Genomic DNA, 25,690 nt, shown 5'->3' on the forward strand with positions numbered 1-25,690 from the left:
GACATCGCTACAACTGTTAAATATAAAAAAACACCTTTTTGGAAAGGTGCTCTAGAAAAACATAAAAAAGGCCGTATCCAAGGATACAGCACGTCCTTAGTTTTTTATAGAGGGTGTAGCTAGAACCTCTCCCGCATATCGAACGGATTTTCTTCAATTTTTCACTTCTGCTATCTTACCATAATGTTGTTTTTATTGACAATAAAAAAGATAGCCGAAAAGCCTGTCTCATTTTTTCCGCCTTGATCCTTTTACACAGCGAAAATACCTAATTAAGATCCGTTTCGGCTGGCGCAGGGTCTAACATAAACATTTGCTTCATTATTATATATGTTTCAATATTGTGATTACAAACTGCGCCGGGGGAGCTTTTTACAGACCAAAGCGCCTATGAAAGCCAAGCTCACATAGCCAAACAGTGGGTAAATGGTTGAAATGAGCTTGCCGTAGCCGATTTGACTCGTGATATAAGCCGTAATCATTATTGCCGCAAAAATATATTTACTTTTTATAGGAAGAAAGCTCTTCACTTGTTTTTCCAGCCCATAAAGGTTTCCGATCACCGATGTGAACACTTCGCCGAATATAATCAACAAATAAATCAAATGTACAGATCGCGCGAAGAGGTAAACCACTTGAGCCATCGGAATATCGTACAAAAATACATCCGGGAGCATCGACAAAGACAAAAAACTTGCGGAAAGCACAATTGTCAGCATTGTACCGCCGATGAAAGCGCCTTTTTTTATCACCTGTTCCGAAGACATTTCATTCGCCAGCGGCACCAAAACAGCCTGGGCAAGCGATAAATTCAAGGCTCCGTACGACACTGCTGATAATAGCCAGTCCCATCGATGCGGCCACACCCACTGAGCTGTATTCCGCGTCTCACTGAAAATAAATGAATCGGCCACCACAATCATAGAAAAGATAATCAAAAGCGGTACAACAAACACATTCACACCGAAAATGCCTTTTACTCCTCTTGTCATCACAATCAAACTTAATCCAATTGTGATCAGCATTCCAACCTGAGCGGACATCCCAAGCTGTTCCTCAAAAAGCGCCCCTGCCCCCGACAGCATGACAGATGTGACACCGAGAAGAACGAACAGCATAAAGACATTGATAATCCGTCCGGCAGCCGCCCCGAACAAGTATATATTCATTTCCTGATAGGACTTGGCATTGATTCGCTTTGAAATGATCATCAGCTTTGCGCCTAAAAACGTGAACATCCCGCCGCTTATAATAATACCAAGCAATCCGAACCAGCCGAACTTCAGAAAAAACTCAACAATTTCCCTGCCAGTTGCAAATCCCGCTCCGACGACTGTGCCTACATACACAAAAGCGAGCTGATGTGCAGACCCTTTTGATTGTTCCATTTCTCCCCTCCGAACCAACCGCAGTATTGTCCTTTTAGCCTTTTTATAGCCTATGAGACAAGTTCCTTGAAAAGACGAACAAAACATGTTTTACTGTGTAAACAATTCAAAAATATTTTTGAGCAAAAGCCTTGAAAGTCAAAAAAGGTCAGAGTATACTATTCATCAAAGAAGGTCAAACCAGCCGTCTTTTTATATTATTTCATTGGTCAAAGTTAGTCAAAAACAAGACTGCTTTGAGCAAATGGTTTTGAAAGCCAGAGAATCTGGCGTATACTAATAGTCAAAGAAGGTCAAAGGAATCGGCCTTTTTTCTAAACCAATTGGTCAAAGATGATCAAATTTTATAAGGAGGTTTTGGCAAATGCGTTGTCAACACTGTCATCAAAACGAGGCGACGATTCGCCTTAACATGCAAATAAATTCCGTTCATAAACAAATGGTTTTATGTGAAACTTGCTATCACGAACTGACCCGTAAACCTTCAATGAGCATGGGTCCTCAATCTTTCGGTTTACCGTTTGAACAAGCATTCCAGCCGAAAGAACAAAGCGCAGCTAAGCAAAGCGAGAAAAAAGGATTGCTTGATGAACTGGCGCAAAATATTACAAACGGCGCAAAAGCCGGTCTGATTGATCCCGTCATCGGCCGTGATGAAGAAGTTGCGCGTGTGATCGAGATTCTTAACCGCCGCAACAAAAACAATCCGGTTCTGATTGGAGAGCCTGGTGTAGGGAAAACAGCAATTGCAGAAGGGCTCGCTTTAAAAATCGCTGAAGGCGATGTTCCAAATAAATTGAAAAACAAAGAGCTTTACTTGCTTGATGTCGCATCCCTTGTTGCAAACACCGGCATCAGAGGTCAATTTGAAGAAAGAATGAAACAGCTGATCACTGAGCTGAAAGAGCGCAAAAATGTCATTCTTTTCATTGATGAAATTCACCTTCTCGTTGGGGCAGGCTCTGCAGAAGGCTCAATGGATGCAGGTAACATTCTCAAACCCGCTCTTGCCAGAGGCGAGCTGCAGGTTATCGGAGCGACAACACTGAAAGAATACCGCCAAATTGAAAAAGATGCTGCGCTGGAAAGACGTTTTCAGCCTGTCATGGTGCAGGAGCCTACAATTGAACAAGCGATCAGCATTCTGCAAGGAATTAAAGACAAATACGAAGCATACCATGGCGTGACATTCAGCGATGAAGCACTGAAAGCCTGTGTCACTTTATCATCACGCTACATTCAGGACAGACATCTGCCGGACAAAGCGATTGATTTATTAGACGAAGCTGGATCTAAAGCCAACCTGTTAATTGATGATTTGAATGATGAAGATGCAGCTGAACGGCTGACTGCAATTGAAGCAGAAAAAACAAAAGCGCTGGAAGAAGAGAATTACGAATTGGCAGCAAAACTCCGTGATGAAGAAATCGCACTGGAGAAAAAACTGAACAGCTCTTCTTCACATTCCGCCGTCACAGTGGAAGCTGAGCACATTCAGGATATCGTAGAACAAAAAACAGGCATTCCTGTGGGAAAACTGCAGGCAGATGAGCAAACAAAAATGAAAGAGCTTGAAGTAAAGCTTCACGAACGCGTCATCGGACAAGAAGCGGCTGTTCAAAAAGTGGCAAAAGCGGTCAGACGCAGCCGCGCCGGCTTAAAATCAAAAAACAGACCAGTCGGCTCCTTCCTCTTTGTCGGACCAACCGGCGTAGGGAAAACAGAGCTTTCTAAAACCCTGGCGGATGAATTATTCGGTACGAAAGATGCCATTATCCGTCTCGATATGAGTGAATACATGGAGAAACATGCCGTATCGAAAATTATTGGTTCACCGCCTGGATACGTCGGTCATGAGGAAGCCGGACAATTAACGGAAAAAGTGCGCCGCAATCCATACAGCATCGTGCTGCTTGATGAGATTGAAAAAGCGCACCCAGATGTTCAGCATATGTTCCTGCAAATTATGGAGGACGGCCGCTTAACGGACAGCCAAGGCAGAACCGTAAGCTTTAAAGACACCGTCATCATTATGACAAGCAATGCAGGCACTGGTGAAAAACAAACGAAAGTCGGTTTCCAATCAGAAGACAGCGTGATTGAAGAACAAACATTAATTGATTCACTCAGCATGTTCTTTAAACCTGAGTTTCTCAACCGATTTGACAGCATCATCGAATTCCGTTCCCTTGAAAAAGAGCATCTGGTCAAAATCGTCAGCCTTCTTCTTGGAGAATTGGAAGAAACATTGGCAGAACGAGGCATCAGCTTGAGTGTTTCAGATGAAGCGAAAGAAAAAATCGCTGAGCTGGGTTACCATCCTTCATTCGGTGCGCGCCCGCTCAGAAGAACGATCCAGGAATGGGTTGAGGACGAAATGACTGATCTGCTGCTTGACAATAACGAGATTGCAAGTTTTCACGTCACAGTAGAAAATGATAACATCAAAGTTCAGGCAAAATAAAAATCAGTGGCTTCCTTTTCAGGGAAGCCGCTTTTTATGTGAAATCCTTCTCTCGTCCGAGAACATGTCATTCCATCCCCTGAAGCGCTCATCTCCTTCTTTCTTTACACTTTTCATAAAGAGGGATGGAACATGATGAATATTTATTTCTATTGTTATACGAAAGCACTTTAGAGAATCAGATACGCACGTCAAAACCCGCGGCCTTTCCCCTGCTGAAAAGCCTGCGTTTGTTTATTTCTCCCTTCTATGTATCTTCCTTGAATATTTCATGAACAATTTCACAATGTCCCTAAAGTTCCAGACACTGATACCGATATTAACCATAGACAAGCTAGTAAAAAAGGATTTGGTGAAAATTATGGATAAAACTTCGATTATCGGTATTATTCTTGCTTTTGTTGCATTGAGTGTGGGAATGGTTCTGAAAGGCGTCAGTTTCGCTGCTCTTGCAAATCCCGCTGCCATTTTAATTATCATCGCCGGAACGATATCAGCGGTAGTCATTGCGTTCCCAACGAAAGAAATCAAAAAAGTGCCTGTGCTGTTCCGTGTGCTATTTAAAGAAAACAAACAGCTGACAATAGAAGAACTCATTCCTATGTTCTCTGAATGGGCTCAGCTTGCACGCCGTGAAGGCCTGCTGGCTTTGGAAGCAAGTATTGAAAATGTAGATGACGCGTTTCTGAAAAACGGTCTCAGCATGGCTGTTGACGGGCAAAGCGCAGAATTTATCAGAGATATCATGACTGAAGAAGTTGAAGCGATGGAGGAAAGACACCAGGCCGGAGCCGCTATTTTTACACAGGCGGGAACTTACGCGCCGACACTTGGGGTGCTCGGTGCTGTTATCGGACTGATCGCCGCACTTTCTCATATGGACAATACAGATGAGCTTGGTCACGCCATCAGTGCAGCCTTTGTAGCCACCCTTCTCGGTATCTTTACGGGATATGTATTATGGCATCCTTTTGCAAACAAATTAAAACGCAAGTCAAAACAGGAAGTCAAGCTCCGTGAAATTATGATTGAAGGCGTCCTGTCCGTTTTAGAAGGACAGGCACCGAAAGTGATCGAGCAGAAACTTTTAATGTACCTTCCTGCGAAGGACCGTTTGAAATTTGCAGAACGAGAAGGAGAGGCGCAAAATGGCGAGAAAAAAGAAGAAGAAGCATGAGGACGAGCACGTTGATGAATCATGGCTGGTTCCTTACGCCGATATCCTTACCCTTCTCCTAGCATTGTTTATTGTGCTGTACGCGAGCAGCTCGATTGACGCAGCTAAATTTCAAATGCTTTCAAAATCATTTAATGAAGTCTTTACAGGCGGGACCGGCGTATTGGATTATTCCAGCGTCACCCCTCCTAAAAATGAGTCAGACGGAATCGACGAAGTGGAAAAGGAAAAAGAAGAGAAAAAGGAAAACAAGAAAGAAAAGGAAAAAGCAGCTGATCAAGAAGAACTTAAAAATGTGCAGAGCCAGGTGGAAAAGTTCATTAAAAATAAAAAGCTGGAGCATCAGCTGGAAACAAAGATGACTAAGGAAGGCCTGCTGATCACGATTAAAGACAGCATCTTCTTTGATTCAGGAAAAGCGACCATCCGCCAGGAAGACATTCCGCTTGCAAAAGAGATTTCAAACCTTCTTGTGATTAATCCGCCAAGAAACATCATTATCAGCGGACATACAGACAATATGCCGATTAGAAATTCAGAATTTCAGTCAAACTGGCATTTAAGTGTGATGAGAGCCGTAAACTTCATGGGGCTTCTGATTGAGAACCCTAAGCTTGATGCCAAAGTGTTCAGTGCCAAAGGCTATGGTGAGTATAAACCGGTGGCCTCCAACAAAACTGCGGAAGGCCGAAGCAAAAACAGGCGGGTTGAGGTTCTCATCTTGCCAAGAGGCGCAGCGGAAACAAATGAAAAATAGTAAAAAAGGAAGCCTGATCTATCACAAGGCTTCCTTTTTTTACTTATTATGAAACTGTTTTGCGTTTAATCCTACTCTTTTTAACATTTCAGTGCACATTTCAACTTCTTCTTCGCTTAATACGCTGATCATTTCATCAATTTCAGCTGCATGATCAGGGAAAATATCATCCAAAAGACCGATGCCTTTTTCGGTAATTTGTGCAAATGTTACTCGTCTGTCTGTAGGCGACGCTTTCCGAATAAGGAGCTCTTTTTGCTCAAGCTTATCTACGACGTAGGTGATGCTCCCGCTGGCCAAGAGAATTTTATCCCCTATCTGCTGCAGCGGCTGATCACCTTTATGATATAACAGCTCCAGCACAGCAAATTCAGTAGGATTCAGTCCATGCTTATGAATATGCTTATTCATATGATCATTAATAGACCTATACGCGCGTGACAGCACGATAAATAACTTCAGTGATTTTTCTGTCATATCTCAATCATCCTTTTAGAAACCGTTACAGAGAAACATTAATAAACAAATACCGAAATGTCAATAAAAATCTTTCCAATATTTCTCTTCTTTTTTATTATTCATGTGAACAACATATTTTTCTTAATTATTTTGGTTATTTTTTCTTATTAAACAAGAAGAAACAATGATATAATACCTCTAATCAGGTGTATGTTGGAGCGATGCAAATTGAAAATACTAAAAGGCGCCTGCGGGAGAATTAAGCTTTATATTGCACTAGTAGTGATTCCGGCACTCGTCATAAGCTTTTTCGTCTATGAAAAAGAAAAAGAAACAATAGCTGCAGAACATAAGCAAGAAGCCAGTGTTATGCTGAACCTTCACCGCAACAAAATAAATTATTTAATCGGGGAAACAAAAGCGAGAATGACGTCCTTGTCTATCGCTATCGACAGACCGATAGATATGAATAAAATGAAAACTGTTTTGGAAAAAACGTTTGATTCCGAACCAAGGTTTTCCGGTCTTTATTTTCTCAATGCTAAAGGAGATGTCACTGCCAGCGCAACAGAATTAAAAACTAAAGTCAATCTGGCCGACAGATCCTTTTTTACAAAAGCGAAAAAAACAAAAAAGACTGTCATTACAGACAGCTATTCAAGCAGGATCACAGGCCAGCCGATTTTTACAATTTGTGTTCCCGTGCTGGATGAAAAGAAAAATGTCACAGATTATCTTGTGGCAGCTATACAAATTGACTATCTGCAAAACCTGATTAACTTGCTGAGCCCTGATGTCTATATTGAGGTTGTGAACGAAAATAACAAAATGATTTTCTCAAGCGGACAGGCTTCTCACGCAAGAGATCAAAAACCTGTCAGCGGTTATCTTGATGATATCAGCTGGAATATGAAAGTATATCCGAATCCTGTCACAATAGAGGAGCTGAGTAAAAGCCTTGTGCTTCCTCTTTCCTGTATTATAGTCTTGCTGAATATTCTTTTTATTCTAGTACTTTATTATTTGCTGAAGCGGCGGACCCAGCTGGAGCGCACGGAAAATGAGCAGCAAAAATTAGAGCTGATCGGAACGCTTGCTGCCAGCACGGCTCACGAAATCCGCAATCCGCTCACCGGCATAAGCGGTTTTATTCAGCTGCTGCAAAAGAAATATAAAGGTGAAGAAGACCAGCTGTATTTTTCAATTATCGACCAGGAGATTAAACGTATCAATCAAATTGTGAGTGAGTTTTTAGTTCTCGGAAAACCGACAGCTGAGAAATGGGAGCTTAACTCGCTTCAGGATATTATCGGAGAAATTATGCCGATCATCTATTCTGAAGGAAATTTATATAATGTGGAGGTAGAGTTAACATTTTTAACTGATAAACCTCTAAAAGTAAAATGTACAAAAGATCATATTAAACAAGTCATTTTGAATGTTGCGAAAAATGGCCTTGAGTCTATGCCGGAAGGCGGCAAACTCACAATTTCCTTAGGAGCAGTTGATAAAAAGGCCATTATAAAAGTGATGGATAACGGTGAAGGGATATCACAGGAAATGCTGGATCATATCTTTCTTCCATTTGTCACTTCTAAAGAAAAAGGAACCGGCCTCGGGTTAGTCGTATGTAAACGGATCGTGCTGATGTACGGAGGTTCCATTCATATAGAAAGTGAAGTACGAAGAGGAACCGAGGTTACCATTACCCTCCCCGTCTCCTCTTCCTAGCCCCCTGACAGTCTCAGGAGGGCTTATTTATTTTCGTGAACGGGTATTTTCATTCTCCTTGCTTACAGCTCCTCCTGAAAAGAAGAATCGAATCAAACGCAAAAGCATTTTCAAAAGCAAAAAGATGAAAAAGAACACCAAAAAGCCTTTTAACCCTTCCGTCGCATCTAAAAACTCCATATTTCCCCGTCCGGTCACTTTTTGCTGAATCTCAATTGCAAATACGATAACAATGATGATCGTTACGGTATAGATAAAGGACAAAGCCGTCAAGCTCCATTTAGAAAGCCATGTAAATACAGCGTGAGTGACAGCGAAAAAGAAGATGCCAAATATTCCAATCACCCAAAAATGCATTTCTTTGTCGGTTAATTGAATGCCAAGCATCCCGCATATCGAAATAAAAGCATCATGAAATTGGTTTATCATTTCAGTAATGACTACCGCCAGTTCTTTCATCAGTTCCCTCTTTCGTATGAAATTTTCCCAGAAAAAAAGAGCGCTTCTGAAAAGCTCTCTCTTTATATATGCATCAGATAGCGCCGCTATTTATGTGCATCATATGCAGGCATGACGTCTCTTCGGGGCCACAAGCCTAATTTCTTCACAAGGCCTTGAATTCCTTTGGAATGTTCGTTTTCTTGCATGAGCTGGTGGTATTCGTTCATTAAAGAATCCAGCTCCTGACTGTGCCTGATTGTGTCATGCCCTGTAAATCCCTGCTTACTAGCGGCGTCTATCATTAACTTTCTTTTTTCATCAATAGACACCAGCAATCTTTCTTGTTCAGAAGAACAGCCCATTCAATTCACCCCTCGCCGCTAAGAAATAGGAAACAAGTTTGATTGGGTTATTGTGCATTATTACAGATTATACTTTATTTGTAAACATATTTTTATTAAATAACTTAATTTTTCATTTATAATAGATATATTGATAGGATTAGAAGAACAATACCCAGACGAAGACCATCTTAAACACACCGGCAGGCAGGAGGAATGCTAAATGAAGAAAAAAAAAGCGATAATGCTCGGTGCGGCAGGCGGAAAAGCTATTCTGAAAAGGAAAACCCGCAAAAAATTAATCAATCATATCACGATCTTTTGTCAAATGCTTCGCGATTGGCGAAACGGTGACTATCCCCGTTCACAGATTAAAACACTGTTGCTTCTGACAGCTGCTATCTTTTATATCATCATGCCGATTGATATGATTCCGGACATCGTGCTCGGTTTAGGAATTCTTGACGATGCTGCCGTTCTCGGTTTGATTTGGACGCTGGTCAAAAAAGAAATGTCCCAATACGAAGAATGGCGTTTACGATAAGCAAAAAAAGCCCCGCCTTTATGGACGGGGCTTTTTCTTCTTATTGGTTCACGCTGTCTTTTTCATAAATCGGAACCCAGCCTTCAGATGTTACAAAGATCCGCACCGCCACAACTTTTCGATCCTCTTGAAGCGTGAAATAATGGCGGATATTTTCAGGTACCGAGATTAAATCTCCAGGGTTTAAACGGACATCAAAAAATGTGCCGTCCTTGCCTTGAATGACGAAAATTCCGTGTCCGCTTACAATAAAACGGACTTCATCGTCTGTATGGTGATGTTCTCTTTTAAAGTTTTCAAGCAGTTCATCCAGTTTCGGATTTGCGTCAGACAAAGAAATAACATCTTGGGCTTTGTAGCCGCGGCGGGCTGAGATATCTTTAATTTCAGCGTCGAAGGTGTCAAGAATTTGCTGTTTTTCTTCTTCAGACAGGTCATATTTTTCTGAAAGCTGTTCAGGGAGCTTGGCGATATCCCATTGCTCATAGATCACCTCTTGGCTGTCCAGAAAGCTTGCCACTTCCTCTTGATTTTCAATCGTTGTATTTGCCTCATCATGAATTCGAATTGTTGCCATTTGCGGTTCCCCCTTTTATTTAACCAGCTGATGCTGGAGTGTTTTCAGCTTTAAATGATAGCTGAATAAAAATTCATATGCTTCAAGCACTCTTTTCGCTTCAAATGCCGTTCTTCCCCAAGCAGTAATGCCATGGTTCCGGATTAGGACAGCTCCTGAATCTCCAGTAACCTGATCCGCGAAAAGCGCTGCGAGAGTCGGAATATGAGCCGGATTTTCTATAATTGGAATGGACACTTCTGCATTCTCTTCCCACATGCCCAGCGCTTTTATAATTTCTTGGCCTTTAAAAGTGATTTGATTTTGATCTCCATACAGCTCTGAGATGACGTTATTGTTTACTGTATGAACATGAAGACAGCATCCGGCATTTGTTTTATTGTACAGATGTGTATGCAAAAGCGTTTCTGCTGACGGTTTCAGATGATATCCGCTTTCGGCAGGCTCTCCGTTCTGATCCACCAACAGGAAGTCTTCATCCGTTTCTTTTCGTTTATCTTTTCCGCTCGCCGTTACGAGAAATTGCAATGGCTCATCAGAAACCTTGATGGACAGGTTGCCGCTTGTCGCCGGAAACCAATCTCTTTCTGCCAATTCCCGTTTTACTTCGGCAAGCTCGCGCCATCGTTCTTGTTTTGCAGCCATTTCTTTACCTCCGTTACATCTTCAATCGCTTTCTTTATTTCGTGAAAATCATGGTATGGGATATGATTCAGATGATGCTCCTTGCATTCATTTAATAAATAATCCCTTGCAAAGCAAAGATCAGACAGCTTTGCCGCCTCTACATCGGTAACGGAGTCACCGATCATGATGATATATTGATCAGGCTCAGAAAGCTCGTTCATAACAGTCGGCTTGCAGCACCCGCATTGATTTGTGCATGTGCCTTTGCAAGAATGAGGCCAATCAATATGAATGAATTCGTTCTCAAATGACGCACGGTTGCAATAAATATGATCTTTCTCAACAATTCCTTCAAGCAGCGGATAGACAAAAAAGTCCATCCCCCCGCTTACGACATAAAACGGGAGTTCATGCTCGTTAACAAATGCGACAAATTCCCGAAAGCCGTCCCGGATTTTTGCGTCTTCTAATACGAATCTCGTAATCTCCTCTTTTAAGCTGCTCGGCAGAAGGCCGAACATTCGCCCGACGCCTTCTTGGATCGACATCGTTTTGGAGAGCACGCCGTCTTTTAACGCCGTCCACTCCGGCGGAGCGAATGTTTTCATAATGTTTATAATGTTGTCGTTCATCGTGATGGTTCCATCAAAATCACATATAATTAACGGTTTTTGAGTCGTCATACGGCTTCAGCCTTTCCCCATTTATCAAGCGCAAGCTTCAAATCTTCGCATTGACCGGCTTTTTCTTCAATCGGCTGCGCCTCCAAAACCGCCTCAATAATGGCTCTGAACGCTTTGCCCCCGCCTTGGGCGCCGTTTGGATGTCCGTGTATGCCTCCTCCGGCGTTAATAATATGATCGATGCCAAAATCACGCATGAGAAGCGGAACCATGCCAGGATGAATACCAGCAGACGGAACGGCAAATGTCTGGTTAAAGGCATCTTCTCTTACGCATTCTTCATGAATCGCCAGCGCGTCTTCTCTAGGAAGCGCAACTGAACCATATGGAGAAGGAAACAGACTGAAGTCAGCGCCGCAATATCGGTTTAATTTTCCGAGCAAAAGAGCATGGGAAAACCCGTACAACGGTGAGGATGTAAATGCCCCGCTGACTGCTGGGTGCGCCATAATGGGGATTGATACGTCCGGATCTTCCGCAAGGCTTTGCATGACGTCCAAACTGTAAGCGAAGACATTCAATAAAAGCGCATCCGCTCCCAATTCAGCAGCGCGTCTTGCTTTATCTTTAAGCTCAGCCGTTCTACCAGTCAAATTCACTGCATACAGCGTTTTATGGCCGGTCTGCTCGTATGTTTCTTTCAAAATTTGTTTTCCCTCTGTAATTCTTGTTTCAAAAGGTGCTAAACCCGTCTCAAAGAAAATTTCATCGTCTTTGATTAAGTCAACCCCGCCTAGCGCCTGCTGCCTGAGCTGTTCTTTAATATCACTCAGGTCCCTTCCGATGACCCCTTTAAAAATGCTCATTAACAGCGGTCTTTCAAACTCTCCAAGCATCTTCCGGATGCCGTATACGCCAAACTTCGGGCCCGGAAGTGTTCGCTTAAACGCTACAGAAAATTCGAGATCTATTAACTTGATTTTTCCGTCCAGCGACAGCTTGCCAAACACAGTTGTCAGCAATGCCGGAATATCCTGTGAGAAATTTACCTCGGGATAGGCAATTGTGATAACCGCTTGTTTTCCTGATGCAAGATGTCCCTCTCTCTCCTCGACCTTTACAACCCGTCCCTTATGCTTTTGCATCTGCTCCTGCTTCACCAGAGGCAGATCAGTCCAAGAGCCCACCGTCAATCCTGTTGCGATTTGTTCTGCTTTTTTCTCCGTGTCGGCTCCCGGCTCGGTCAGGAGATATGTTGCTAATAATTCACTCATGCCAGAGCTCCTTTCATTTTTTAACCCATATAAAAAACCTCTTCAAACAGCAATGCGTCTAAAGAGGTTTCGTTTCTCGTCCGAATCTTATCTCTCAGCCGCCAGCTGCAAGAATTAGCACCGTGCTTTACAAGTCGGTTGCCGGGCTTCATCGGGCTCGTCCCTCTGCCTGCTCTTGATAAGAAAATATAGATTTTATAAATTATTTTGAATTATCCCACCGTTAAAGAATCTTGTCAATGCTTTTTTGGGTAAACAGGTTTAGTTTGCCAATTCGATGAGCTGCTTCTTTAAGCCTAGCTTCACTCGTTAAGAGCCCCACTCTGACATACCCCTCGCCATATTTACCAAAGCCGTTTCCTGCTGCAACCGCCACATTCGCTTTTTCAAGCAAGAGATCTGAGAATTGCTCAGAGCTATAGCCTTCAGGCACCGGCAGCCACGCAAAAAATGAACCCGCAGGCGCTGTTACATCCCAGCCAATTTCCCTGCATGCCGCTATCCAAGCGTTGCGCCTGCTTTCATACCGGGCATTTTGCTCCGCTACGCATGTCTGCTCAGATAAAAGTGCCGCCTCGGCAGCCTGCTGGGTTGCTTTGAAAAGACTGACAAACATATGGTCTTGATAAAGATTGATCGCTTCTATGACCGAGGCGTTACCAACTGCAAAACCGACCCGCCAGCCCGCCATATTATATGTTTTGGACAGCGTGTAAATTTCTATTCCGATATCCTTAGCGCCTTCAGTCTGCAAAAAGCTTAAAGGCTTGTGTCCGTCAAAGCCCACTGCACCGTAAGCAAAATCATGGACCACACAGATTTCGTTTTCTTTCGCAAAACTCACCGTTTCTCTAAAAAATTCTGCGGTAGCGACGGCTCCAGTCGGATTATTCGGATAATTCAAGTACATCAGTTTCGCTTGTTCTCTTACGTCAAGGGAAATGCTTGCGTATTCAGGAAGAAACGCATTTTCCTTAGTGAGCGGCATCATTTCCATATTCGCTTTCGCAAGCGTGACACCGGACCAATAATCTGGATAGCCAGGGTCAGGAACCAAAATCGTATCCCCCGGATTTAGCAGGCATTGCGGCAGCTCGACAAGACCGGCTTTCCCGCCGAATAATACGGCTACTTCAGTTTCCGGATCAAGCTCAACGCCGTATTCTCTTTTATAAAATGCAGCCGCTGCTGATTTAAGACTGTGCGAACCTCGAAATGAGGAGTATTTATGATTTTCAGGCTGAGCAACGGCTCGCTTCATTTCCTCAACAATATGCTCGGGCGTCGGCTGATCCGGATTCCCCTGCCCCAAATTGATGACATCATGTCCTTCCTTCAGCTTTAGGTTCACTTTCTGCACAAGAGAAGCAAAGAATTGTTTAGGCAGTTCCTGCAGCACTTGAGAATGTTCAAATTTCATCTGTTTTCACCTTCTAAAAAAATCTTGAAATGATAGTCCAGTATCATATATGGTTAAATGAAAAAAGTAAAGAAAAATATGGGGTGTTAAAAAATGAAATGGACCATATCTTGTCTTCAATTTGATATTTCATACGGAAAACCTTCAGAAAATATAAAAAAGGCTGAATCTTTAATTGAAAAAGAGAGTAAATATGCTGACGCTCTTGTTCTCCCTGAATTATGGACGACTGGTTACGACCTTGCCAAACTTGATCAGCTTGCTGATGAAGACGGGCTCACTGCTCAAAGCTGGCTGCAAAAAACCGCAAAAAAACACGGGGTTCATATTGTCGCAGGATCTGTTGCTGTCAGAAAGGGTTCTGATGTTTATAATACAATGTTCATCGCAGATAAGGAAGGACGAATCATTAAAGAGTACAGCAAAGCCCATCTTTTTCAGCTGATGGATGAGCATGAGTATTTATCAGCCGGTTCCGAGGACGGATACTTCGAGCTTGAAGGCGTCAAAAGCTCAGGACTGATCTGTTATGATATCCGTTTTCCGGAATGGATCAGAAAACATACGACTAAAGGCGCTAACGTGCTGTTCATTTCTGCGGAATGGCCTCTGCCCCGTCTTGATCATTGGAAAAGCCTGCTTATTGCGAGGGCTATTGAGAATCAATGCTTTGTCGCTGCCTGCAATTGCACAGGATCTAATCCCGATAATGAATTCGCCGGGCACAGCATGATTATTGACCCTTGGGGACGCATATTGGCCGAGGGCGGCCGTGAAGAAGGCATTGTCAGAGCGGAAATTGACCTTCAAGAAAGCGTTGAGGTGCGGGGAAAAATTCCTGTTTTCGATGATATCAGAAAAGATTTATATTAAAAAATATATTGACAATTCAATCACACACCTGTTACTATGTTCATCAACTGATAAATTAGAATTGTTTAACAAGTGAATATATTCTCTTATCGAGAGTTGGGCGAGGGATTGGCCTTTTGACCCCAACAGCAACCGACCGTAATTCCATTGTGAAATGGGGCGCATCTTCTTGGCGCCGAGACTGAGGTCTCGTAAGGCACGGTGCTAATTCCATCAGATTTGATCTGAGAGATAAGAGAGGCGGGACATGATTGTTAAGCCTCCTTCTCTCTGAGAAGGAGGCTTTTTTACGGCCATTCGCGGCACACATAACAAGATATTACATAACTGGAGGTAATGACGATGGCAGTCACAAAAACACCTTTATACGAAACGTTAAATGAAAGCTCCGCTGTCGCACTGGCGGTGAAACTCGGCTTATTTCAAAGCAAAAGCACGCTGACATGCCAGGAGATCGGCGACGGAAATTTAAACTACGTCTTTCAAATTTATGACCAAGAAAATGACAGGGCTTTGATCATTAAACAGGCGGTTCCTTATGCAAAAGTTGTCGGGGAAAGCTGGCCGCTGACAATCGATCGGGCAAGAATCGAAAGCAGCGCACTGATCCGTCAGGGTGAACACGTCCCTCACCTCGTACCGAGAGTTTACTATTCAGATACTGAATTGGCGGTTACGGTCATGGAGGATCTTTCACATCTAAAGATCGCTAGAAAAGGACTTCTTGAAGGTGAAAATTATCCAAATCTGTCACGAGACATTGGCGAATTTTTAGGAAAAACGCTTTTTTACTCTTCTGATTACGCACTTGAGCCTAAGGTAAAAAAACAGCTTGTTAAACAATTTACAAATCCTGAGCTCTGCGATATTACCGAAAGACTCGTATTTACAGATCCTTTCTTTGATCATGATACAAATGAATTTGAGGAAGAGCTTCGTCCATATGTTGAAAAGCTTTGGAAAAATGACAAGGTCAAAGTTGAAGCGGCTAAGCTGAAAAAGTCATTTTTAACATCTGCCGAAACGCTGATTCATGGCGATCTGCATACAGGAAGCATTTTTGCCAGCGAGCTTGAGACAAAGGTGATTGATCCTGAATTCGCTTTTTACGGACCAATCGGTTTTGATGTTGGTCAATTTATCGCCAACTTATTGTTAAATGCACTCAGCCGTGACGGTGCTGATCGAGAGCCATTATATGAACATGTAAAACAAGTGTGGGACACGTTTCAAACAACATTCAGTGAAGCCTGGGAGAAAAACAGTCTCGATGTGTATGCCAAAATCGACGGTTATCTCGCTGATACACTCAGCCATATTTTTGAAGAGACAATTGGGTTTGCCGGCTGCGAACTGATACGCCGCACCGTTGGTCTTGCCCATGTGGCAGATCTGGATACAATCGTACCGTTTGATAAGCGAATCGAAAGAAAACGGCTGGCGCTGGAAACCGGTACTGCCTTCATCGAAAAACGTTCACAATTAAAAACCATAACGGATGTTATTGAATGTTTTAAGTTACTTGTAAAGGAATGATTCACCCATGACCAATTCATTTGCTGTTCCGCGTTCTGTTGAATGGAAAGAAACAGCCATTAAGATTTTAAATCAGCAAAAGCTTCCTGATGTTACGGAATATTTGGAGCTGACAACGAAAGAAGAAGTATTTGACGCGATTGTCTCACTTAAAGTTAGAGGAGCCCCGGCGATCGGCATTACGGCAGCATTTGGGCTCGCGCTGGCGGCAAAAAACATCGAAACTGATAATGTGGCGGAATTCCGCTGCGAATTGGATAACATCAAAAATTATTTGAACAGTTCAAGGCCAACAGCAATCAATTTATCATGGGCGCTCGAGAGACTGAGCCATTCAATTCAAAACGCCATTTCTGTAAATGAAGCAAAAACCAATCTTGTCCATGAAGCGATTCAGATTCAAGTCGAGGATGAAGAAACGTGCCGTATGATCGGCCAAAACGCGCTTCAGCTTTTCAAAAAAGGCGACAAGATTATGACAATCTGCAATGCCGGTTCTATCGCGACAAGCCGCTATGGAACCGCGCTTGCCCCGTTTTATTTGGCGAAACAAAAGGATTTGGGGCTTCATATTTATGCTTGTGAAACCAGACCGGTTCTTCAAGGTTCACGGCTTACTGCTTGGGAACTGATGCAGGGCGGTATTGACGTCACTCTGATTACGGACAGCATGGCAGCCCATACGATGAAAGAAAAACAAATTTCTGCCGTCATCGTTGGCGCGGACCGAATTGCAAAGAACGGAGATACCGCGAATAAAATTGGCACTTACGGACTTGCTATTTTAGCAAACGCCTTCGATATTCCGTTTTTTGTAGCAGCACCTTTATCTACTTTTGACACAAAAGTAAAAAGCGGGGCTGATATCCCGATTGAGGAACGGGACCCCGAAGAAGTCAGGAACATTTCCGGCGTCCGAACCGCTCCGGCTGAAGTGCCTGTCTTTAATCCTGCTTTTGATATTACACCACACCATCTTATTTCTGGGATCATCACTGAAAAAGGGATTATGACCGGTTCCTATGAAGAAGAAATTGAACAGCTGTTTACAGGCGAAAAGGTTCATTAAAAAACCGCTGAAGACTTTGCTCATATTGGGCCGAGTCAGCGGTTTTTTTGTTTGCTCATATTCATATCGATTATTTCATCTTTTTGAGCGCTGGATAAGATATGCAGTTTTACAAGCAGCTCGGCAAAAACGGCAATTTTCTCAGAGCGGCTCGGCTTCAATTGCTTTGTCCTCCTCTTTCATCAGACCAACTTTTTTAACTTAGTAAAATCATATGTCGGCGGCGAAAAAAGGGAACGTGCCATATGTTTTATTTTTCTTTATAGGAGATTTGCTCGATGCTAAGCAAATAAGCTTTGATGTCAGTTTTACTTCCGGCATACCCTGTTAACGTGCTGTTTTTGCCGATCACTCTGTGGCACGGGACAAATATCGGCAGGTCATTTCGTTTATTTGCCTGTCCGACAGCGCGTACTGCTTTCGGACTTCCGACCGCTACGGCAATGTCAGCATAGCTTCGTGATTCGCCATACGGAATCATGGCAAGCGCCTCCCATACTTTTTGCTGAAAAGGCGTGCCCTTTTGGCTCAATGGCAGTGAGAATATCTTTCTTTCTCCCGCAAAATATTCGTGAAGCTGCTTTTTCGCTTCTGCCAAAAAAGCCGTCTCCAACTGCTCCGTATTCTCAACAGATTCTTTCCACTGCATCAAATCTTCCTTACTGAGGAAGAGACGGGTGATGCTGCCTTCTTCCTCAACAATCGCGAGCTCCCCGAGCGGCGTTTCCGCTGTCATATAGTAATTCATTCGTCTAACCTTCTTTCTTCAAAATTCTGCCTGACGGGAAGTGTAAGATGGAAAACAGTCCCCTTTCCTTCTTCACTTTCCACCATTATTTTGCCTTGATGTTCTTCAATAATTTTATAGCTTACCATAAGCCCGAGTCCAGTTCCCCGCTCCTTTGTTGTATAAAATGGTTCTCCTAGACGCTTTAATTTATCCTCTGTGATTCCTACTCCTTCGTCTTTCAAAGATATAAGAATATGATCTTGATCAGCTTTTTTGATCGTCACATAAATATTGCCGCCGTCAGGCATGACTTCGATGGCGTTCTTTAATATATTGATAAAAACCTGTTTCAGCTGATTCGGTTCACAGTATATCGGCGGAATGTCTCCGACTAAATCCAGATGCATTTGTACGTTGCTGAGATTGGCTTGCGCGTTAAGAAGGTCTAATGTGTCTTTCATAATTTGTGTCACATGTTTTTCCTCATACATGATAGCCTGGGGCTTGGCTAAAATTAAAAACTCTGTGATGATGGATTCGATGCGCTTTAATTCTGAGGTGATGACGTTGAAGTAAAGAGAATAGTCTCCCTCCACACTCCCTTTCAGGAGCTGAATGAAGCCTTTAAGAGCTGTCATTGGATTTCTGATTTCGTGAGCGATACCGGCAGCGAGTTCTCCAACGACATGGAGAGTATCAGATTTGCGAAGACGCTCTTCCAGTTCTTTTCGCTCTGTGACATCTTTAAAGATAGCCAGGTTCATATTTTGAATAATATTTCGTTTAAACGAAAATTCTAGTTTTCGATTATCATTGCTGCTCAGCAAAAATGGAATCTCATTGTCCATTTCATCGAAATTAATCTGCCTTGCGGGCGATGCCAGATTTTCTATTTCATAGGAAGAAATAATATCAAGCAGGCTGTGTTTTTTCAGTTCTTCATGCGGCAGGCCCAAAATATTGCTCGCTAACGGGTTGGCGTCGATGATTCGGTACTGATTGTCGAATAATACGTTGCCGTCCATTGAGCCGTTGAACACTTTTCTGAATTTGAGCTCGCTTTCCCGAAGCTCCTTTTCCATCCGCTTTCGGTCACTGACATTTCTTAAAATTGTTAAGTGCTGGTTTTCAAGTATTGTCCGCTTTGAAGTGAATTCAAGCTCTTTGAACTGCCCGTTGCCCATTTGAAACAGCATCTCTTCTCTGATCTCACCGTATTTTGCATATTTTCTCTTCGTCAAGCTGTATTTCTGCTGAGAGTCTACGAGAAAATCACACAGCTTTCTTTTTAACAGCAAATTCATCGGCAGCTCAAAAATTTTACAGGCTGACTGATTGGCCTTAACGATTCTTCCGTCATTCGACCAGATGATAATGGCGTCCATGGCGTTTTCAAAAATTTCTCTGAAGCGCTCCTCACTTTTAAATAGCTGGAGCTCCATGGATCTCTTCTCTGTGATATCCCGCATAATCGACATATAAAAACCGCTGATGATGTTAGACGTAATCGTAAATTCAAACAGCTTCTGATCTCCTGAACGAAGCCTGACAGGCAGCTCGCCTTTTGCTTTTCCCTTTCGATAAAGCGTGTGCCAAATGTTATCGAAATCTTTTCGCGATCCGCTGTCTATGAATTGATACAGCGACAAATGTGACAGCTCATTCTGGTCGATTTCAAAGCTTTTGCAAAAGGACAGATTGGCATCAATAAAGCCGCCGTCTTTATCAAATAAAACGATTCCGTCGACAGCTCTGTCAAACAAGTCCTTAAAAAGCTGTTCATTCATGGAAAATTCCCGCTCCAAAATTTTCTTTGAAGAAATGTCTCTCATAACGACAAAAAAGAAATCCTCGCCAATCCCTCTTTTGGCAAGAAACTCAATATATTTTGTCGCTCCGCTGTCCAGCCTGATCGGAACCTCCTTCCACAGAAAACCTTTCTTAAAAAACTTCTTTACGGAAAGGTCCAGCTCATCCTTTGGAATAGAAAACAAAAAATCAAAAACGGAACGCTTTTTCAAACCTTCCGCATCTACTTGAAGCATCCTCGCTGTTGCTTCATTTGCCTGCACGATTTTCATTTCATTATCACATATAAAAATAGCATCGAGCGTATTGTTCACAATCACTTGATGCTGATGTAATTCCTTTTTCAGCCGATCATTTTCTTGTTTGAGGCGCTTCAGTTCCTCTTTCAGATCTGAATTTGTCTCGACATCGAGAGTTTCCATGCGTAAACACTCCTTCTTCAAAACCTATCCCTCAATATTTCTACATATTGCATGAACTTCCTTCATTCGCCCTATACATTTCAGAAAATTTCAGCGTGATTACATAAAGAAGACATTTTCAACGATCCTTACCGTCACTTTACATCGTCCTAACAATCAGACGTTTTTTCAAATCCTTTTTGATCTTTTATTTTAAAATAAATACCAACAGGGAATAATCTTTTAGTGACTGATTTAAAGAGAAGGTGATGCTATGAGTAAATCGCGAGACAGTTATTTTGACAATGCAAAATTCTTATTGATATTCCTTGTTGTATTCGGTCATATTCTTCGATCTTTTATTCATGATAACAATTTTATGCTCTACCTCTACAAGTTCATTTACACGTTCCACATGCCTGCCTTTATTCTTGTATCCGGTTATTTCGCCAAAGGTTTTAAACGCGCCGGATATGTGAAAAAGCTGGCGGTCAAGCTGATTATTCCATATTTGATTTTCCAAAGCATCTATTCCGTCTTTTATTACATCATTCAAGACGAAAGCATGACAAATGTGAATCCGATTGATCCGCAATGGTCGTTATGGTTTCTGGTAAGCTTATTTTTCTGGAATATCCTGCTCTATCCTTTTTCAAAGCTTTCTAAGCATTGGGCGCTGTTTGTCAGCTGCGGCATCGCCGTGCTGATCGGCTATCTCGACTTTGTCAGCAGCACACTGAGCCTGTCCCGGACATTTGTATTCTTACCGATGTTCCTTGTCGGATTTTACTCTAATAAACATCACTTTGATTTACTGAGATCAAAACGAGGCAAACAGATTGCGCTCGGTGTGCTCGCCGCCGTATTTGTCATCTGCTGGGGCATCGATTTTGACTATTCATGGCTGTTCGGCTCTAAGCCGTACTCATCATTTGGCGATGTCACCTTGGCAAGCGGCCTCTCCCGAATCGGCTGGTATGTACTTGCCTTTGCGGCAACCTTTAGCTTTTTAGCGCTTGTTCCGCAAAAACGCTATTTCTTTACTAAGTGGGGAACAAGGACATTTTACGTATACCTGCTCCACGGATTTATCATTAAAACACTCAGGCAGGTCGGGCTTGAGGATGGACTCACTGACTATCAAAACTTAGTCATCCTGCTGCTCTTAACTGCAGCTCTTACCTCCATTCTCTCAAGCAATTTCGTCAAAACGGTTGCTCAGCCGTTCATTGAACTGAGAATGACAGGCTTGCTGCAGCTAGTCAGAGGAAGCAGCAAAAATGCCTATTTAAAATAGCATAACACCTCTTAAGCGGCATGCCGCCTAAGAGGTGTTTTTTATTTTTGTTTTTTCTCTTTTTTCTTTTTCGGCTTTGTTACTTCAAGGGTTTCAATGATTTTCCCGGCGTTGTAATCCCCAAGCTCACTTGAGAATTCTTCCTCAAGCACCTTCTTATTCATCGGCTTTTTATGATTCTGCATGTCTTTGCTGTGCTGGTTCTTTTTCATGATCACGCGCCTCCTTGCTGACCTTGTTTGGAATTGCGATTGGCCCCTCGGAAATTCGGGTCGTCGTGATATTGAGTCTTATATGCATTTCTGTCCATACTCTCAGTCGGTGTATTGTTATTTTTTATGGCTTCATCGACCTCAGCCTTACGTTTCATAGAAATCCTCCTCGCCAGTATTTTCTAATTTTTATTTCGCTTGAAAATGCAGGCCAGCTGATTAACTGCAGCTGTTTATGTTAGGTTCTCCAACTGGTGCCAGGTCACACATCTTTTTTTTGGCAATAAAAAAACACCGCAGATGCGGTGTTTAATTATCCGATAATCACTCTTTCCTTCGGATAATGGTAATTTGCTTCAATTTCTTTTCTTCCGATCAGATAAAGGAAGGTCAATATTCCGATCCGCCCGATAAACATTACGATCATAATGACACATTTTCCTACGTTGCTCAAATCAGCGGTAATGCCAAGGGACAGACCAGTCGTTCCAAAGGCCGAACATACCTCAAACAAAAGCTCCAGCAGAGAATGCTTTTCTGTCACTGTAAGGATCAGTGTCGCTCCAAAAACGAGCAAAATCGCCATCATTGTGACCACAAGAGACTTCATCAGATCTGCTGGGTGCAGCTCCCGTTTGAATACTTTTACCGCTTTATTGCCGCGTGCAAAATGAAACAGCGCAAGCAGATTCAAGGCAAAAGTTGTTGTCCTTATGCCTCCCCCGACTGAGCTTGGCGACGCACCGATAAACATCAGCGCGCACATAAAAAACAACGTGGGATCCGACAGCTGGCTGATATCAATTGTTGCAAGCCCACCGCTTCGGGTAGCTGTTGATTGAAACAAGGATAGAAACAAAATATCATGCCATGCCTTTCCTGCAAACGAGTGGCTTGCTTCCAGCGCATAGATGCCGATGGCGCCAAACACTACGAGTGAGCCAAACATAATGGTCGTGATTTTTGTAAAAAGCGTAAACGGATATCTCCGATGCTTTGAAAACAAGAAGTCCTTTACTTCGACAAGCACCGGAAAGCCGATCGCTCCGAATATGATCAAAAGCATCGTAATAAACTGCACAAAATAATCATGGCGGAATGGAACCATGGAATTTCCTGTTATATCAAACCCGCCATTTGTGGTAGCGCTGACACTTGCAAAAAACCCGTGTAAATAAGCTTCCTGAAAGGAATCATAGTAGGTTAAAAAATAAGTGCCAAGTATGATTCCTCCAAAAAATTCAATCCACAATATAAGAAAAAGAACCTGCTTCATTAAATTGACAATTCCTGAAAACTGGGATTGGTTTTGGTCTACCATAATCAATTTCCGTTCTTTAAGGCCGATTCTTTTTCCCATGATCAGCCAAATAAACGTTCCGAGCGTCATAATCCCGATTCCGCCAAATTGCAGAACAAATGCCAAAATAAAAATGCCTGTAGTGCTGAATGTATCAGCTGTATCCACAACCGTCAGCCCCGTGACGCTGACTGAACTGACAGCCGTAAAAAGCGCGTCAATAAAAGTCCAATCCGCTCCCTGCTTATGGGCAGACGGCAGGCTCAGCAATATCAGGGCCACAGTTACTGCGAGAAAGTAATATAATGCAATCAGCTGGGCCGGAGATAATGCCTGTATCAATTTTCCAAGCTTTAATCTCATGTGAAATCCTTCTGCCTCTCTTTTAAAGTACGGTAATTATTCTAAAGATATTAGATCCATTTTTAAAGGCTTTTGCGAAACATTTTCTTAACTTGCATATTTTTTTATTATTTTAGTCAAAGTGAAACAGAAAAAAAAACCTCTGAGGGTTCTCAGAGGAAGGATGTTTTTATTTTATTTAGCTTCTAATCGTCTGATTCTTTCATCTAAATCAGGGTGAGTAGAGAAAAGCGATGACCGCTTCTTGCCATTAATCTTTAGTGTTTGGACAGCTGTCTGATCTTCTTCTATGATGCGGGAAGAATAGCTCTTAAGCGTTCGAAGAGCATGAATCATCTTATCCTTGCCGGCAAGATCCGCTCCTCCCCGGTCAGCATGGAATTCACGGTGGCGTGAATACGCAAAAACAACGAGGCTTCCGAGAATTGAAAAGACAATCTGAAACACAATCATTGCGATAAAATGAACAATCGGAGCAAGATCTTCCTTAACAAAGCGGCTCGCGATCCATGCAGCGATCCGTGATAAAAAGACGACAAAGGTATTCACAATACCTTGTAAAAGTGTCATTGTCACCATATCACCATTTGCAATATGAGCGACCTCATGGGCAAGCACGCCTTCAACCGCAGCATCATCCATTTGATCAAGCAGGCCTGACGACACAGCGACAAGAGAGCGGCGTTTTGAAGGGCCAGTCGCAAACGCATTCACTTCGGATGAGCGGTAAATTCCGACCTCCGGCATCTTCGTTAAGCCGGCAGAGCGGCTCAATCTATAAACACGGTCAACCAATTGCTGCTCTTCATGGCTAAGTGTATGTTTTTCCGGATTCAGCACTCTGACGCCCATCATTGTCTTTGCCATCCATCTGGACATCGCAAGAGACGTAAAGGAACCGACAAAACCGACGACTAAACTGAATACAAGAAGCGCAATAGGATCTATACCGCCATCAGCTGTAAAGTACGTCCCAACTCCAGTGACAGAGCTTATGACAGATAAAACAATTCCGATCGTTGTAAGCACCAAAATATTCGTTAAAATAAACAGAAAAATTCTTTTCGCCATAATAACCTCCGTTATTTTTAAGATCAAATGAACCTGTATATTTAAATTATAAAACATCTGTTTGAAAATGCAAGGATTTAGACGTATGATGTTAATGTATTACTGACGCTTTAATAGTGCATTTATACATAGAGATTATATCCGCGTCAAATTGTCTTGAAGAGGTGAACAATGAATATTTTTAAACTCACTCGAATTGAGATGGTACGGCTACTCTATTCCCTTAAAGGCCTGGGAGACATTAGCCCGCTCGACATCCTCGTTAAATCGGCGAATATGTCAGCGGAAGAAGCGGCAAGCCATCTTCAAATTCCAGAATTTCTTACAAGATATGAACGAAAAAAACAGAAAAAAGAATACGGCCTGTCAACCAACGAAATCGTTGAGCTTGGCAATTTATGCGAGCTGACTTCGTTAAAGTCAACCGCGATTCAAAATTGGGTGAAACGCGATATCAAAGACCTCATTGGCCATCCTGAGCTGGGTAAAAAGTATTCAGTTGAACAGGCAGTGATTCTTTTAATTGTACGTGACCTAAAATCCATTTATGACTTTGAACACATACGAGCTATCTTAAAAGTTGCTTTTAACACCATCTCAGACAGATCTGATGATGTCATCAGCCCGTTAGCGTACTATGAAAGCTGCGCGCATGTGTTGCATGCCATTTATCACCAAGATACTCCTTCCATGAAGGAATCAAACCTCCAGCAGATTGTCGAACAGGAAACAGACCTTCTTCGTCACCATTTTGAAGAGCTGAGTGACGCCCAATGGGTCAAAATCAGGCAGATTATTGCCATTACAGTTCTCTCCATTTTGACGTTCCATATTCAGGCGACCGCGAACAAAATGACCGCTGACATACTGTAATCAGGAGGTACCCCCGGCAAATTGCCGGGGGTTTCTTATTCCCCCACAACAATTGCCAGCATAAATAAACCCCGTACATTTCAAACTAAATACGCGTTAAGAATTTCTTAATAGAAAAAGGAGATGAAAAAAGATGGCGAGCAGAAATAAACTCGTTGTTCCAGGGGTGGAGCAGGCACTAGACCAATTTAAACTTGAAGTGGCTCAAGAATTCGGTGTGAACCTTGGTTCTGATACAGTTTCACGCGCTAACGGCTCTGTAGGCGGGGAAATGACAAAGCGTCTGGTTCAGCAGGCACAATCACAGCTAAATGGCACAAATAAATAAACTCA

Annotated in this window: 27 protein-coding genes and 3 riboswitches; of the genes, 11 read left to right on the plus strand and 16 right to left on the minus strand. The window is 42.6% G+C overall.

Features of this window, described 5'->3' with window-relative positions; genetic code table 11:
* Positions 1-90: 90 nt before the first annotated feature.
* A riboswitch (PreQ1 riboswitch) is annotated at positions 91-135 on the minus strand.
* A gap of 212 nt (positions 136-347) precedes the next feature.
* A complete protein-coding gene (locus tag KXD37_RS14660; protein ID WP_101860648.1) occupies positions 348-1,388 on the minus strand; it encodes a hypothetical protein in 1,041 nt (346 codons plus the stop codon).
* Positions 1,389-1,752: 364 nt separating this feature from the next.
* Between KXD37_RS14660 and clpE the strand changes: the two genes are divergently transcribed.
* From clpE to motB, 3 genes are all read left to right on the plus strand, one after another.
* Positions 1,753-3,852: an ATP-dependent protease ATP-binding subunit ClpE gene (gene clpE, locus KXD37_RS14665; RefSeq protein ID WP_127695353.1), complete on the plus strand. Its 2,100-nt coding sequence runs from the start codon at positions 1,753-1,755 to the stop codon at positions 3,850-3,852.
* 361 nt (positions 3,853-4,213) lie between these two features.
* The gene (gene motA, locus KXD37_RS14670; protein WP_024121174.1) at positions 4,214-5,029 is read left to right on the plus strand and encodes a flagellar motor stator protein MotA; all 816 of its coding nucleotides are present in this window, start codon (positions 4,214-4,216) and stop codon (positions 5,027-5,029) included.
* Complete coding sequence (motB, locus tag KXD37_RS14675) at positions 5,001-5,786, plus strand: flagellar motor protein MotB (protein ID WP_024121173.1); 786 nt, start codon at positions 5,001-5,003, stop codon at positions 5,784-5,786. The genes motA and motB overlap by 29 nt, the downstream gene beginning before the upstream one ends.
* A 39-nt stretch (positions 5,787-5,825) precedes the next feature.
* Here the strand turns inward: motB and mhqR are convergent, their stop codons facing one another.
* The gene (gene mhqR, locus KXD37_RS14680; protein WP_106020399.1) at positions 5,826-6,263 is read right to left on the minus strand and encodes a MarR family transcriptional regulator MhqR; all 438 of its coding nucleotides are present in this window, start codon (positions 6,261-6,263) and stop codon (positions 5,826-5,828) included.
* Between the two features lie 192 nt (positions 6,264-6,455).
* Between mhqR and KXD37_RS14685 the strand changes: the two genes are divergently transcribed.
* Positions 6,456-7,976 (plus strand): PAS domain-containing sensor histidine kinase, encoded by a 1,521-nt coding sequence (locus tag KXD37_RS14685; RefSeq protein ID WP_081638293.1) that lies wholly within the window; start codon positions 6,456-6,458, stop codon positions 7,974-7,976.
* A gap of 27 nt (positions 7,977-8,003) precedes the next feature.
* Here KXD37_RS14685 and KXD37_RS14690 read toward each other — a convergent pair whose 3' ends face one another.
* The gene (locus tag KXD37_RS14690; protein ID WP_024121170.1) at positions 8,004-8,435 is read right to left on the minus strand and encodes a hypothetical protein; all 432 of its coding nucleotides are present in this window, start codon (positions 8,433-8,435) and stop codon (positions 8,004-8,006) included.
* An 86-nt stretch (positions 8,436-8,521) separates the two neighbouring features.
* Positions 8,522-8,779 (minus strand): aspartyl-phosphate phosphatase Spo0E family protein, encoded by a 258-nt coding sequence (locus tag KXD37_RS14695; protein ID WP_024121169.1) that lies wholly within the window; start codon positions 8,777-8,779, stop codon positions 8,522-8,524.
* Positions 8,780-8,981: 202 nt separating this feature from the next.
* Between KXD37_RS14695 and KXD37_RS14700 the strand changes: the two genes are divergently transcribed.
* The gene (locus KXD37_RS14700) at positions 8,982-9,302 is read left to right on the plus strand and encodes a YkvA family protein (RefSeq protein WP_127695355.1); all 321 of its coding nucleotides are present in this window, start codon (positions 8,982-8,984) and stop codon (positions 9,300-9,302) included.
* A gap of 40 nt (positions 9,303-9,342) precedes the next feature.
* Here KXD37_RS14700 and mtnD read toward each other — a convergent pair whose 3' ends face one another.
* From mtnD to KXD37_RS14725, 5 genes are all read right to left on the minus strand, one after another.
* On the minus strand, positions 9,343-9,879 hold the full coding sequence (gene mtnD, locus KXD37_RS14705; protein ID WP_044156131.1) for an acireductone dioxygenase: 537 nt from the start codon (positions 9,877-9,879) through the stop codon (positions 9,343-9,345).
* Positions 9,880-9,894: 15 nt separating this feature from the next.
* Complete coding sequence (locus KXD37_RS14710; protein WP_127695360.1) at positions 9,895-10,524, minus strand: methylthioribulose 1-phosphate dehydratase; 630 nt, start codon at positions 10,522-10,524, stop codon at positions 9,895-9,897.
* Complete coding sequence (gene mtnX / locus KXD37_RS14715) at positions 10,482-11,189, minus strand: 2-hydroxy-3-keto-5-methylthiopentenyl-1-phosphate phosphatase (protein ID WP_106020402.1); 708 nt, start codon at positions 11,187-11,189, stop codon at positions 10,482-10,484. Before mtnX ends, KXD37_RS14710 begins: the two co-directional genes overlap by 43 nt.
* Positions 11,186-12,403 carry a 2,3-diketo-5-methylthiopentyl-1-phosphate enolase gene (gene mtnW / locus KXD37_RS14720; protein WP_127695362.1) on the minus strand — a complete coding sequence of 406 codons (1,218 nt, stop codon included), beginning with the start codon at positions 12,401-12,403 and terminating at the stop codon, positions 11,186-11,188. Before mtnW ends, mtnX begins: the two co-directional genes overlap by 4 nt.
* An 84-nt stretch (positions 12,404-12,487) precedes the next feature.
* A riboswitch (SAM riboswitch) is annotated at positions 12,488-12,588 on the minus strand.
* Between the two features lie 38 nt (positions 12,589-12,626).
* Positions 12,627-13,823, minus strand: a complete 1,197-nt coding sequence (locus tag KXD37_RS14725) for a pyridoxal phosphate-dependent aminotransferase (protein WP_127695364.1) — start codon at positions 13,821-13,823, stop codon at positions 12,627-12,629.
* 93 nt (positions 13,824-13,916) lie between these two features.
* Here KXD37_RS14725 and KXD37_RS14730 point away from each other — a divergent pair, with 93 nt between their 5' ends.
* From KXD37_RS14730 to mtnA, 3 genes are all read left to right on the plus strand, one after another.
* The gene (locus KXD37_RS14730; protein ID WP_263463634.1) at positions 13,917-14,696 is read left to right on the plus strand and encodes a carbon-nitrogen family hydrolase; all 780 of its coding nucleotides are present in this window, start codon (positions 13,917-13,919) and stop codon (positions 14,694-14,696) included.
* 83 nt (positions 14,697-14,779) lie between these two features.
* Positions 14,780-14,934: riboswitch (SAM riboswitch) on the plus strand.
* A 104-nt stretch (positions 14,935-15,038) separates the two neighbouring features.
* Positions 15,039-16,232, plus strand: a complete 1,194-nt coding sequence (gene mtnK / locus KXD37_RS14735) for an S-methyl-5-thioribose kinase (RefSeq protein ID WP_024121160.1) — start codon at positions 15,039-15,041, stop codon at positions 16,230-16,232.
* 7 nt (positions 16,233-16,239) lie between these two features.
* Complete coding sequence (gene mtnA / locus KXD37_RS14740) at positions 16,240-17,301, plus strand: S-methyl-5-thioribose-1-phosphate isomerase (RefSeq protein WP_103671600.1); 1,062 nt, start codon at positions 16,240-16,242, stop codon at positions 17,299-17,301.
* Positions 17,302-17,336: 35 nt separating this feature from the next.
* On the opposite strand, the gene KXD37_RS14745 is transcribed toward mtnA, so the two are convergent.
* The 3 genes from KXD37_RS14745 to KXD37_RS14755 all read right to left on the minus strand — a co-directional run bounded on the left by KXD37_RS14745 (position 17,337) and on the right by KXD37_RS14755 (position 20,262).
* Positions 17,337-17,462 carry a hypothetical protein gene (locus KXD37_RS14745; protein ID WP_024121158.1) on the minus strand — a complete coding sequence of 42 codons (126 nt, stop codon included), beginning with the start codon at positions 17,460-17,462 and terminating at the stop codon, positions 17,337-17,339.
* A gap of 89 nt (positions 17,463-17,551) precedes the next feature.
* Entirely contained in the window at positions 17,552-18,049 is a 498-nt protein-coding gene (locus KXD37_RS14750; protein WP_127695368.1) for a methylated-DNA--[protein]-cysteine S-methyltransferase, read from the minus strand.
* Positions 18,046-20,262, minus strand: coding sequence for a PAS domain-containing sensor histidine kinase (locus KXD37_RS14755; protein WP_024121156.1), 2,217 nt, complete (start codon positions 20,260-20,262; stop codon positions 18,046-18,048). The genes KXD37_RS14750 and KXD37_RS14755 overlap by 4 nt, the downstream gene beginning before the upstream one ends.
* A gap of 253 nt (positions 20,263-20,515) precedes the next feature.
* Between KXD37_RS14755 and KXD37_RS14760 the strand changes: the two genes are divergently transcribed.
* Positions 20,516-21,538 carry an acyltransferase family protein gene (locus tag KXD37_RS14760; protein ID WP_059292898.1) on the plus strand — a complete coding sequence of 341 codons (1,023 nt, stop codon included), beginning with the start codon at positions 20,516-20,518 and terminating at the stop codon, positions 21,536-21,538.
* 41 nt (positions 21,539-21,579) lie between these two features.
* Here KXD37_RS14760 and KXD37_RS14765 read toward each other — a convergent pair whose 3' ends face one another.
* From KXD37_RS14765 to htpX, 4 genes are all read right to left on the minus strand, one after another.
* Positions 21,580-21,750: a hypothetical protein gene (locus KXD37_RS14765; RefSeq protein ID WP_024121154.1), complete on the minus strand. Its 171-nt coding sequence runs from the start codon at positions 21,748-21,750 to the stop codon at positions 21,580-21,582.
* A gap of 2 nt (positions 21,751-21,752) precedes the next feature.
* Positions 21,753-21,908, minus strand: a complete 156-nt coding sequence (locus tag KXD37_RS14770; RefSeq protein WP_024121153.1) for a hypothetical protein — start codon at positions 21,906-21,908, stop codon at positions 21,753-21,755.
* A gap of 155 nt (positions 21,909-22,063) precedes the next feature.
* Positions 22,064-23,413: a Ktr system potassium transporter KtrD gene (gene ktrD, locus KXD37_RS14775; protein WP_127695370.1), complete on the minus strand. Its 1,350-nt coding sequence runs from the start codon at positions 23,411-23,413 to the stop codon at positions 22,064-22,066.
* Positions 23,414-23,587: 174 nt separating this feature from the next.
* Complete coding sequence (htpX, locus tag KXD37_RS14780; protein ID WP_106020408.1) at positions 23,588-24,484, minus strand: protease HtpX; 897 nt, start codon at positions 24,482-24,484, stop codon at positions 23,588-23,590.
* Between the two features lie 171 nt (positions 24,485-24,655).
* Here htpX and KXD37_RS14785 point away from each other — a divergent pair, with 171 nt between their 5' ends.
* A complete protein-coding gene (locus tag KXD37_RS14785) occupies positions 24,656-25,357 on the plus strand; it encodes a DUF1836 domain-containing protein (RefSeq protein WP_024121150.1) in 702 nt (233 codons plus the stop codon).
* 133 nt (positions 25,358-25,490) lie between these two features.
* The gene (sspD, locus tag KXD37_RS14790) at positions 25,491-25,685 is read left to right on the plus strand and encodes an acid-soluble spore protein SspD (protein WP_010333988.1); all 195 of its coding nucleotides are present in this window, start codon (positions 25,491-25,493) and stop codon (positions 25,683-25,685) included.
* Positions 25,686-25,690: the final 5 nt, after the last annotated feature.

It is taken from the genome of Bacillus sp. XT-2 (genome assembly GCF_025696525.1).
GTDB classification, from domain to species: Bacteria; Bacillota; Bacilli; order Bacillales; family Bacillaceae; genus Bacillus; species Bacillus halotolerans.

What these genes read in the sequence shown, in the direction of transcription:
- KXD37_RS14660 (WP_101860648.1), bottom strand. Translation starts at nt 1,388, where the DNA reads ATGGAACAATCAAAAGGGTCTGCACATCAGCTCGCTTTTGTGTATGTA.
- clpE (WP_127695353.1), top strand. Translation starts at nt 1,753, where the DNA reads ATGCGTTGTCAACACTGTCATCAAAACGAGGCGACGATTCGCCTTAAC.
- motA (WP_024121174.1), top strand. Translation starts at nt 4,214, where the DNA reads ATGGATAAAACTTCGATTATCGGTATTATTCTTGCTTTTGTTGCATTG.
- motB (WP_024121173.1), top strand. Translation starts at nt 5,001, where the DNA reads ATGGCGAGAAAAAAGAAGAAGAAGCATGAGGACGAGCACGTTGATGAA.
- mhqR (WP_106020399.1), bottom strand. Translation starts at nt 6,263, where the DNA reads ATGACAGAAAAATCACTGAAGTTATTTATCGTGCTGTCACGCGCGTAT.
- KXD37_RS14685 (WP_081638293.1), top strand. Translation starts at nt 6,456, where the DNA reads ATGTTGGAGCGATGCAAATTGAAAATACTAAAAGGCGCCTGCGGGAGA.
- KXD37_RS14690 (WP_024121170.1), bottom strand. Translation starts at nt 8,435, where the DNA reads ATGAAAGAACTGGCGGTAGTCATTACTGAAATGATAAACCAATTTCAT.
- KXD37_RS14695 (WP_024121169.1), bottom strand. Translation starts at nt 8,779, where the DNA reads ATGGGCTGTTCTTCTGAACAAGAAAGATTGCTGGTGTCTATTGATGAA.
- KXD37_RS14700 (WP_127695355.1), top strand. Translation starts at nt 8,982, where the DNA reads ATGAAGAAAAAAAAAGCGATAATGCTCGGTGCGGCAGGCGGAAAAGCT.
- mtnD (WP_044156131.1), bottom strand. Translation starts at nt 9,879, where the DNA reads ATGGCAACAATTCGAATTCATGATGAGGCAAATACAACGATTGAAAAT.
- KXD37_RS14710 (WP_127695360.1), bottom strand. Translation starts at nt 10,524, where the DNA reads ATGGCTGCAAAACAAGAACGATGGCGCGAGCTTGCCGAAGTAAAACGG.
- mtnX (WP_106020402.1), bottom strand. Translation starts at nt 11,189, where the DNA reads ATGACGACTCAAAAACCGTTAATTATATGTGATTTTGATGGAACCATC.
- mtnW (WP_127695362.1), bottom strand. Translation starts at nt 12,403, where the DNA reads ATGAGTGAATTATTAGCAACATATCTCCTGACCGAGCCGGGAGCCGAC.
- KXD37_RS14725 (WP_127695364.1), bottom strand. Translation starts at nt 13,823, where the DNA reads ATGAAATTTGAACATTCTCAAGTGCTGCAGGAACTGCCTAAACAATTC.
- KXD37_RS14730 (WP_263463634.1), top strand. Translation starts at nt 13,917, where the DNA reads ATGAAATGGACCATATCTTGTCTTCAATTTGATATTTCATACGGAAAA.
- mtnK (WP_024121160.1), top strand. Translation starts at nt 15,039, where the DNA reads ATGGCAGTCACAAAAACACCTTTATACGAAACGTTAAATGAAAGCTCC.
- mtnA (WP_103671600.1), top strand. Translation starts at nt 16,240, where the DNA reads ATGACCAATTCATTTGCTGTTCCGCGTTCTGTTGAATGGAAAGAAACA.
- KXD37_RS14750 (WP_127695368.1), bottom strand. Translation starts at nt 18,049, where the DNA reads ATGAATTACTATATGACAGCGGAAACGCCGCTCGGGGAGCTCGCGATT.
- KXD37_RS14755 (WP_024121156.1), bottom strand. Translation starts at nt 20,262, where the DNA reads ATGGAAACTCTCGATGTCGAGACAAATTCAGATCTGAAAGAGGAACTG.
- KXD37_RS14760 (WP_059292898.1), top strand. Translation starts at nt 20,516, where the DNA reads ATGAGTAAATCGCGAGACAGTTATTTTGACAATGCAAAATTCTTATTG.
- KXD37_RS14765 (WP_024121154.1), bottom strand. Translation starts at nt 21,750, where the DNA reads ATGAAAAAGAACCAGCACAGCAAAGACATGCAGAATCATAAAAAGCCG.
- KXD37_RS14770 (WP_024121153.1), bottom strand. Translation starts at nt 21,908, where the DNA reads ATGAAACGTAAGGCTGAGGTCGATGAAGCCATAAAAAATAACAATACA.
- ktrD (WP_127695370.1), bottom strand. Translation starts at nt 23,413, where the DNA reads ATGAGATTAAAGCTTGGAAAATTGATACAGGCATTATCTCCGGCCCAG.
- htpX (WP_106020408.1), bottom strand. Translation starts at nt 24,484, where the DNA reads ATGGCGAAAAGAATTTTTCTGTTTATTTTAACGAATATTTTGGTGCTT.
- KXD37_RS14785 (WP_024121150.1), top strand. Translation starts at nt 24,656, where the DNA reads ATGAATATTTTTAAACTCACTCGAATTGAGATGGTACGGCTACTCTAT.
- sspD (WP_010333988.1), top strand. Translation starts at nt 25,491, where the DNA reads ATGGCGAGCAGAAATAAACTCGTTGTTCCAGGGGTGGAGCAGGCACTA.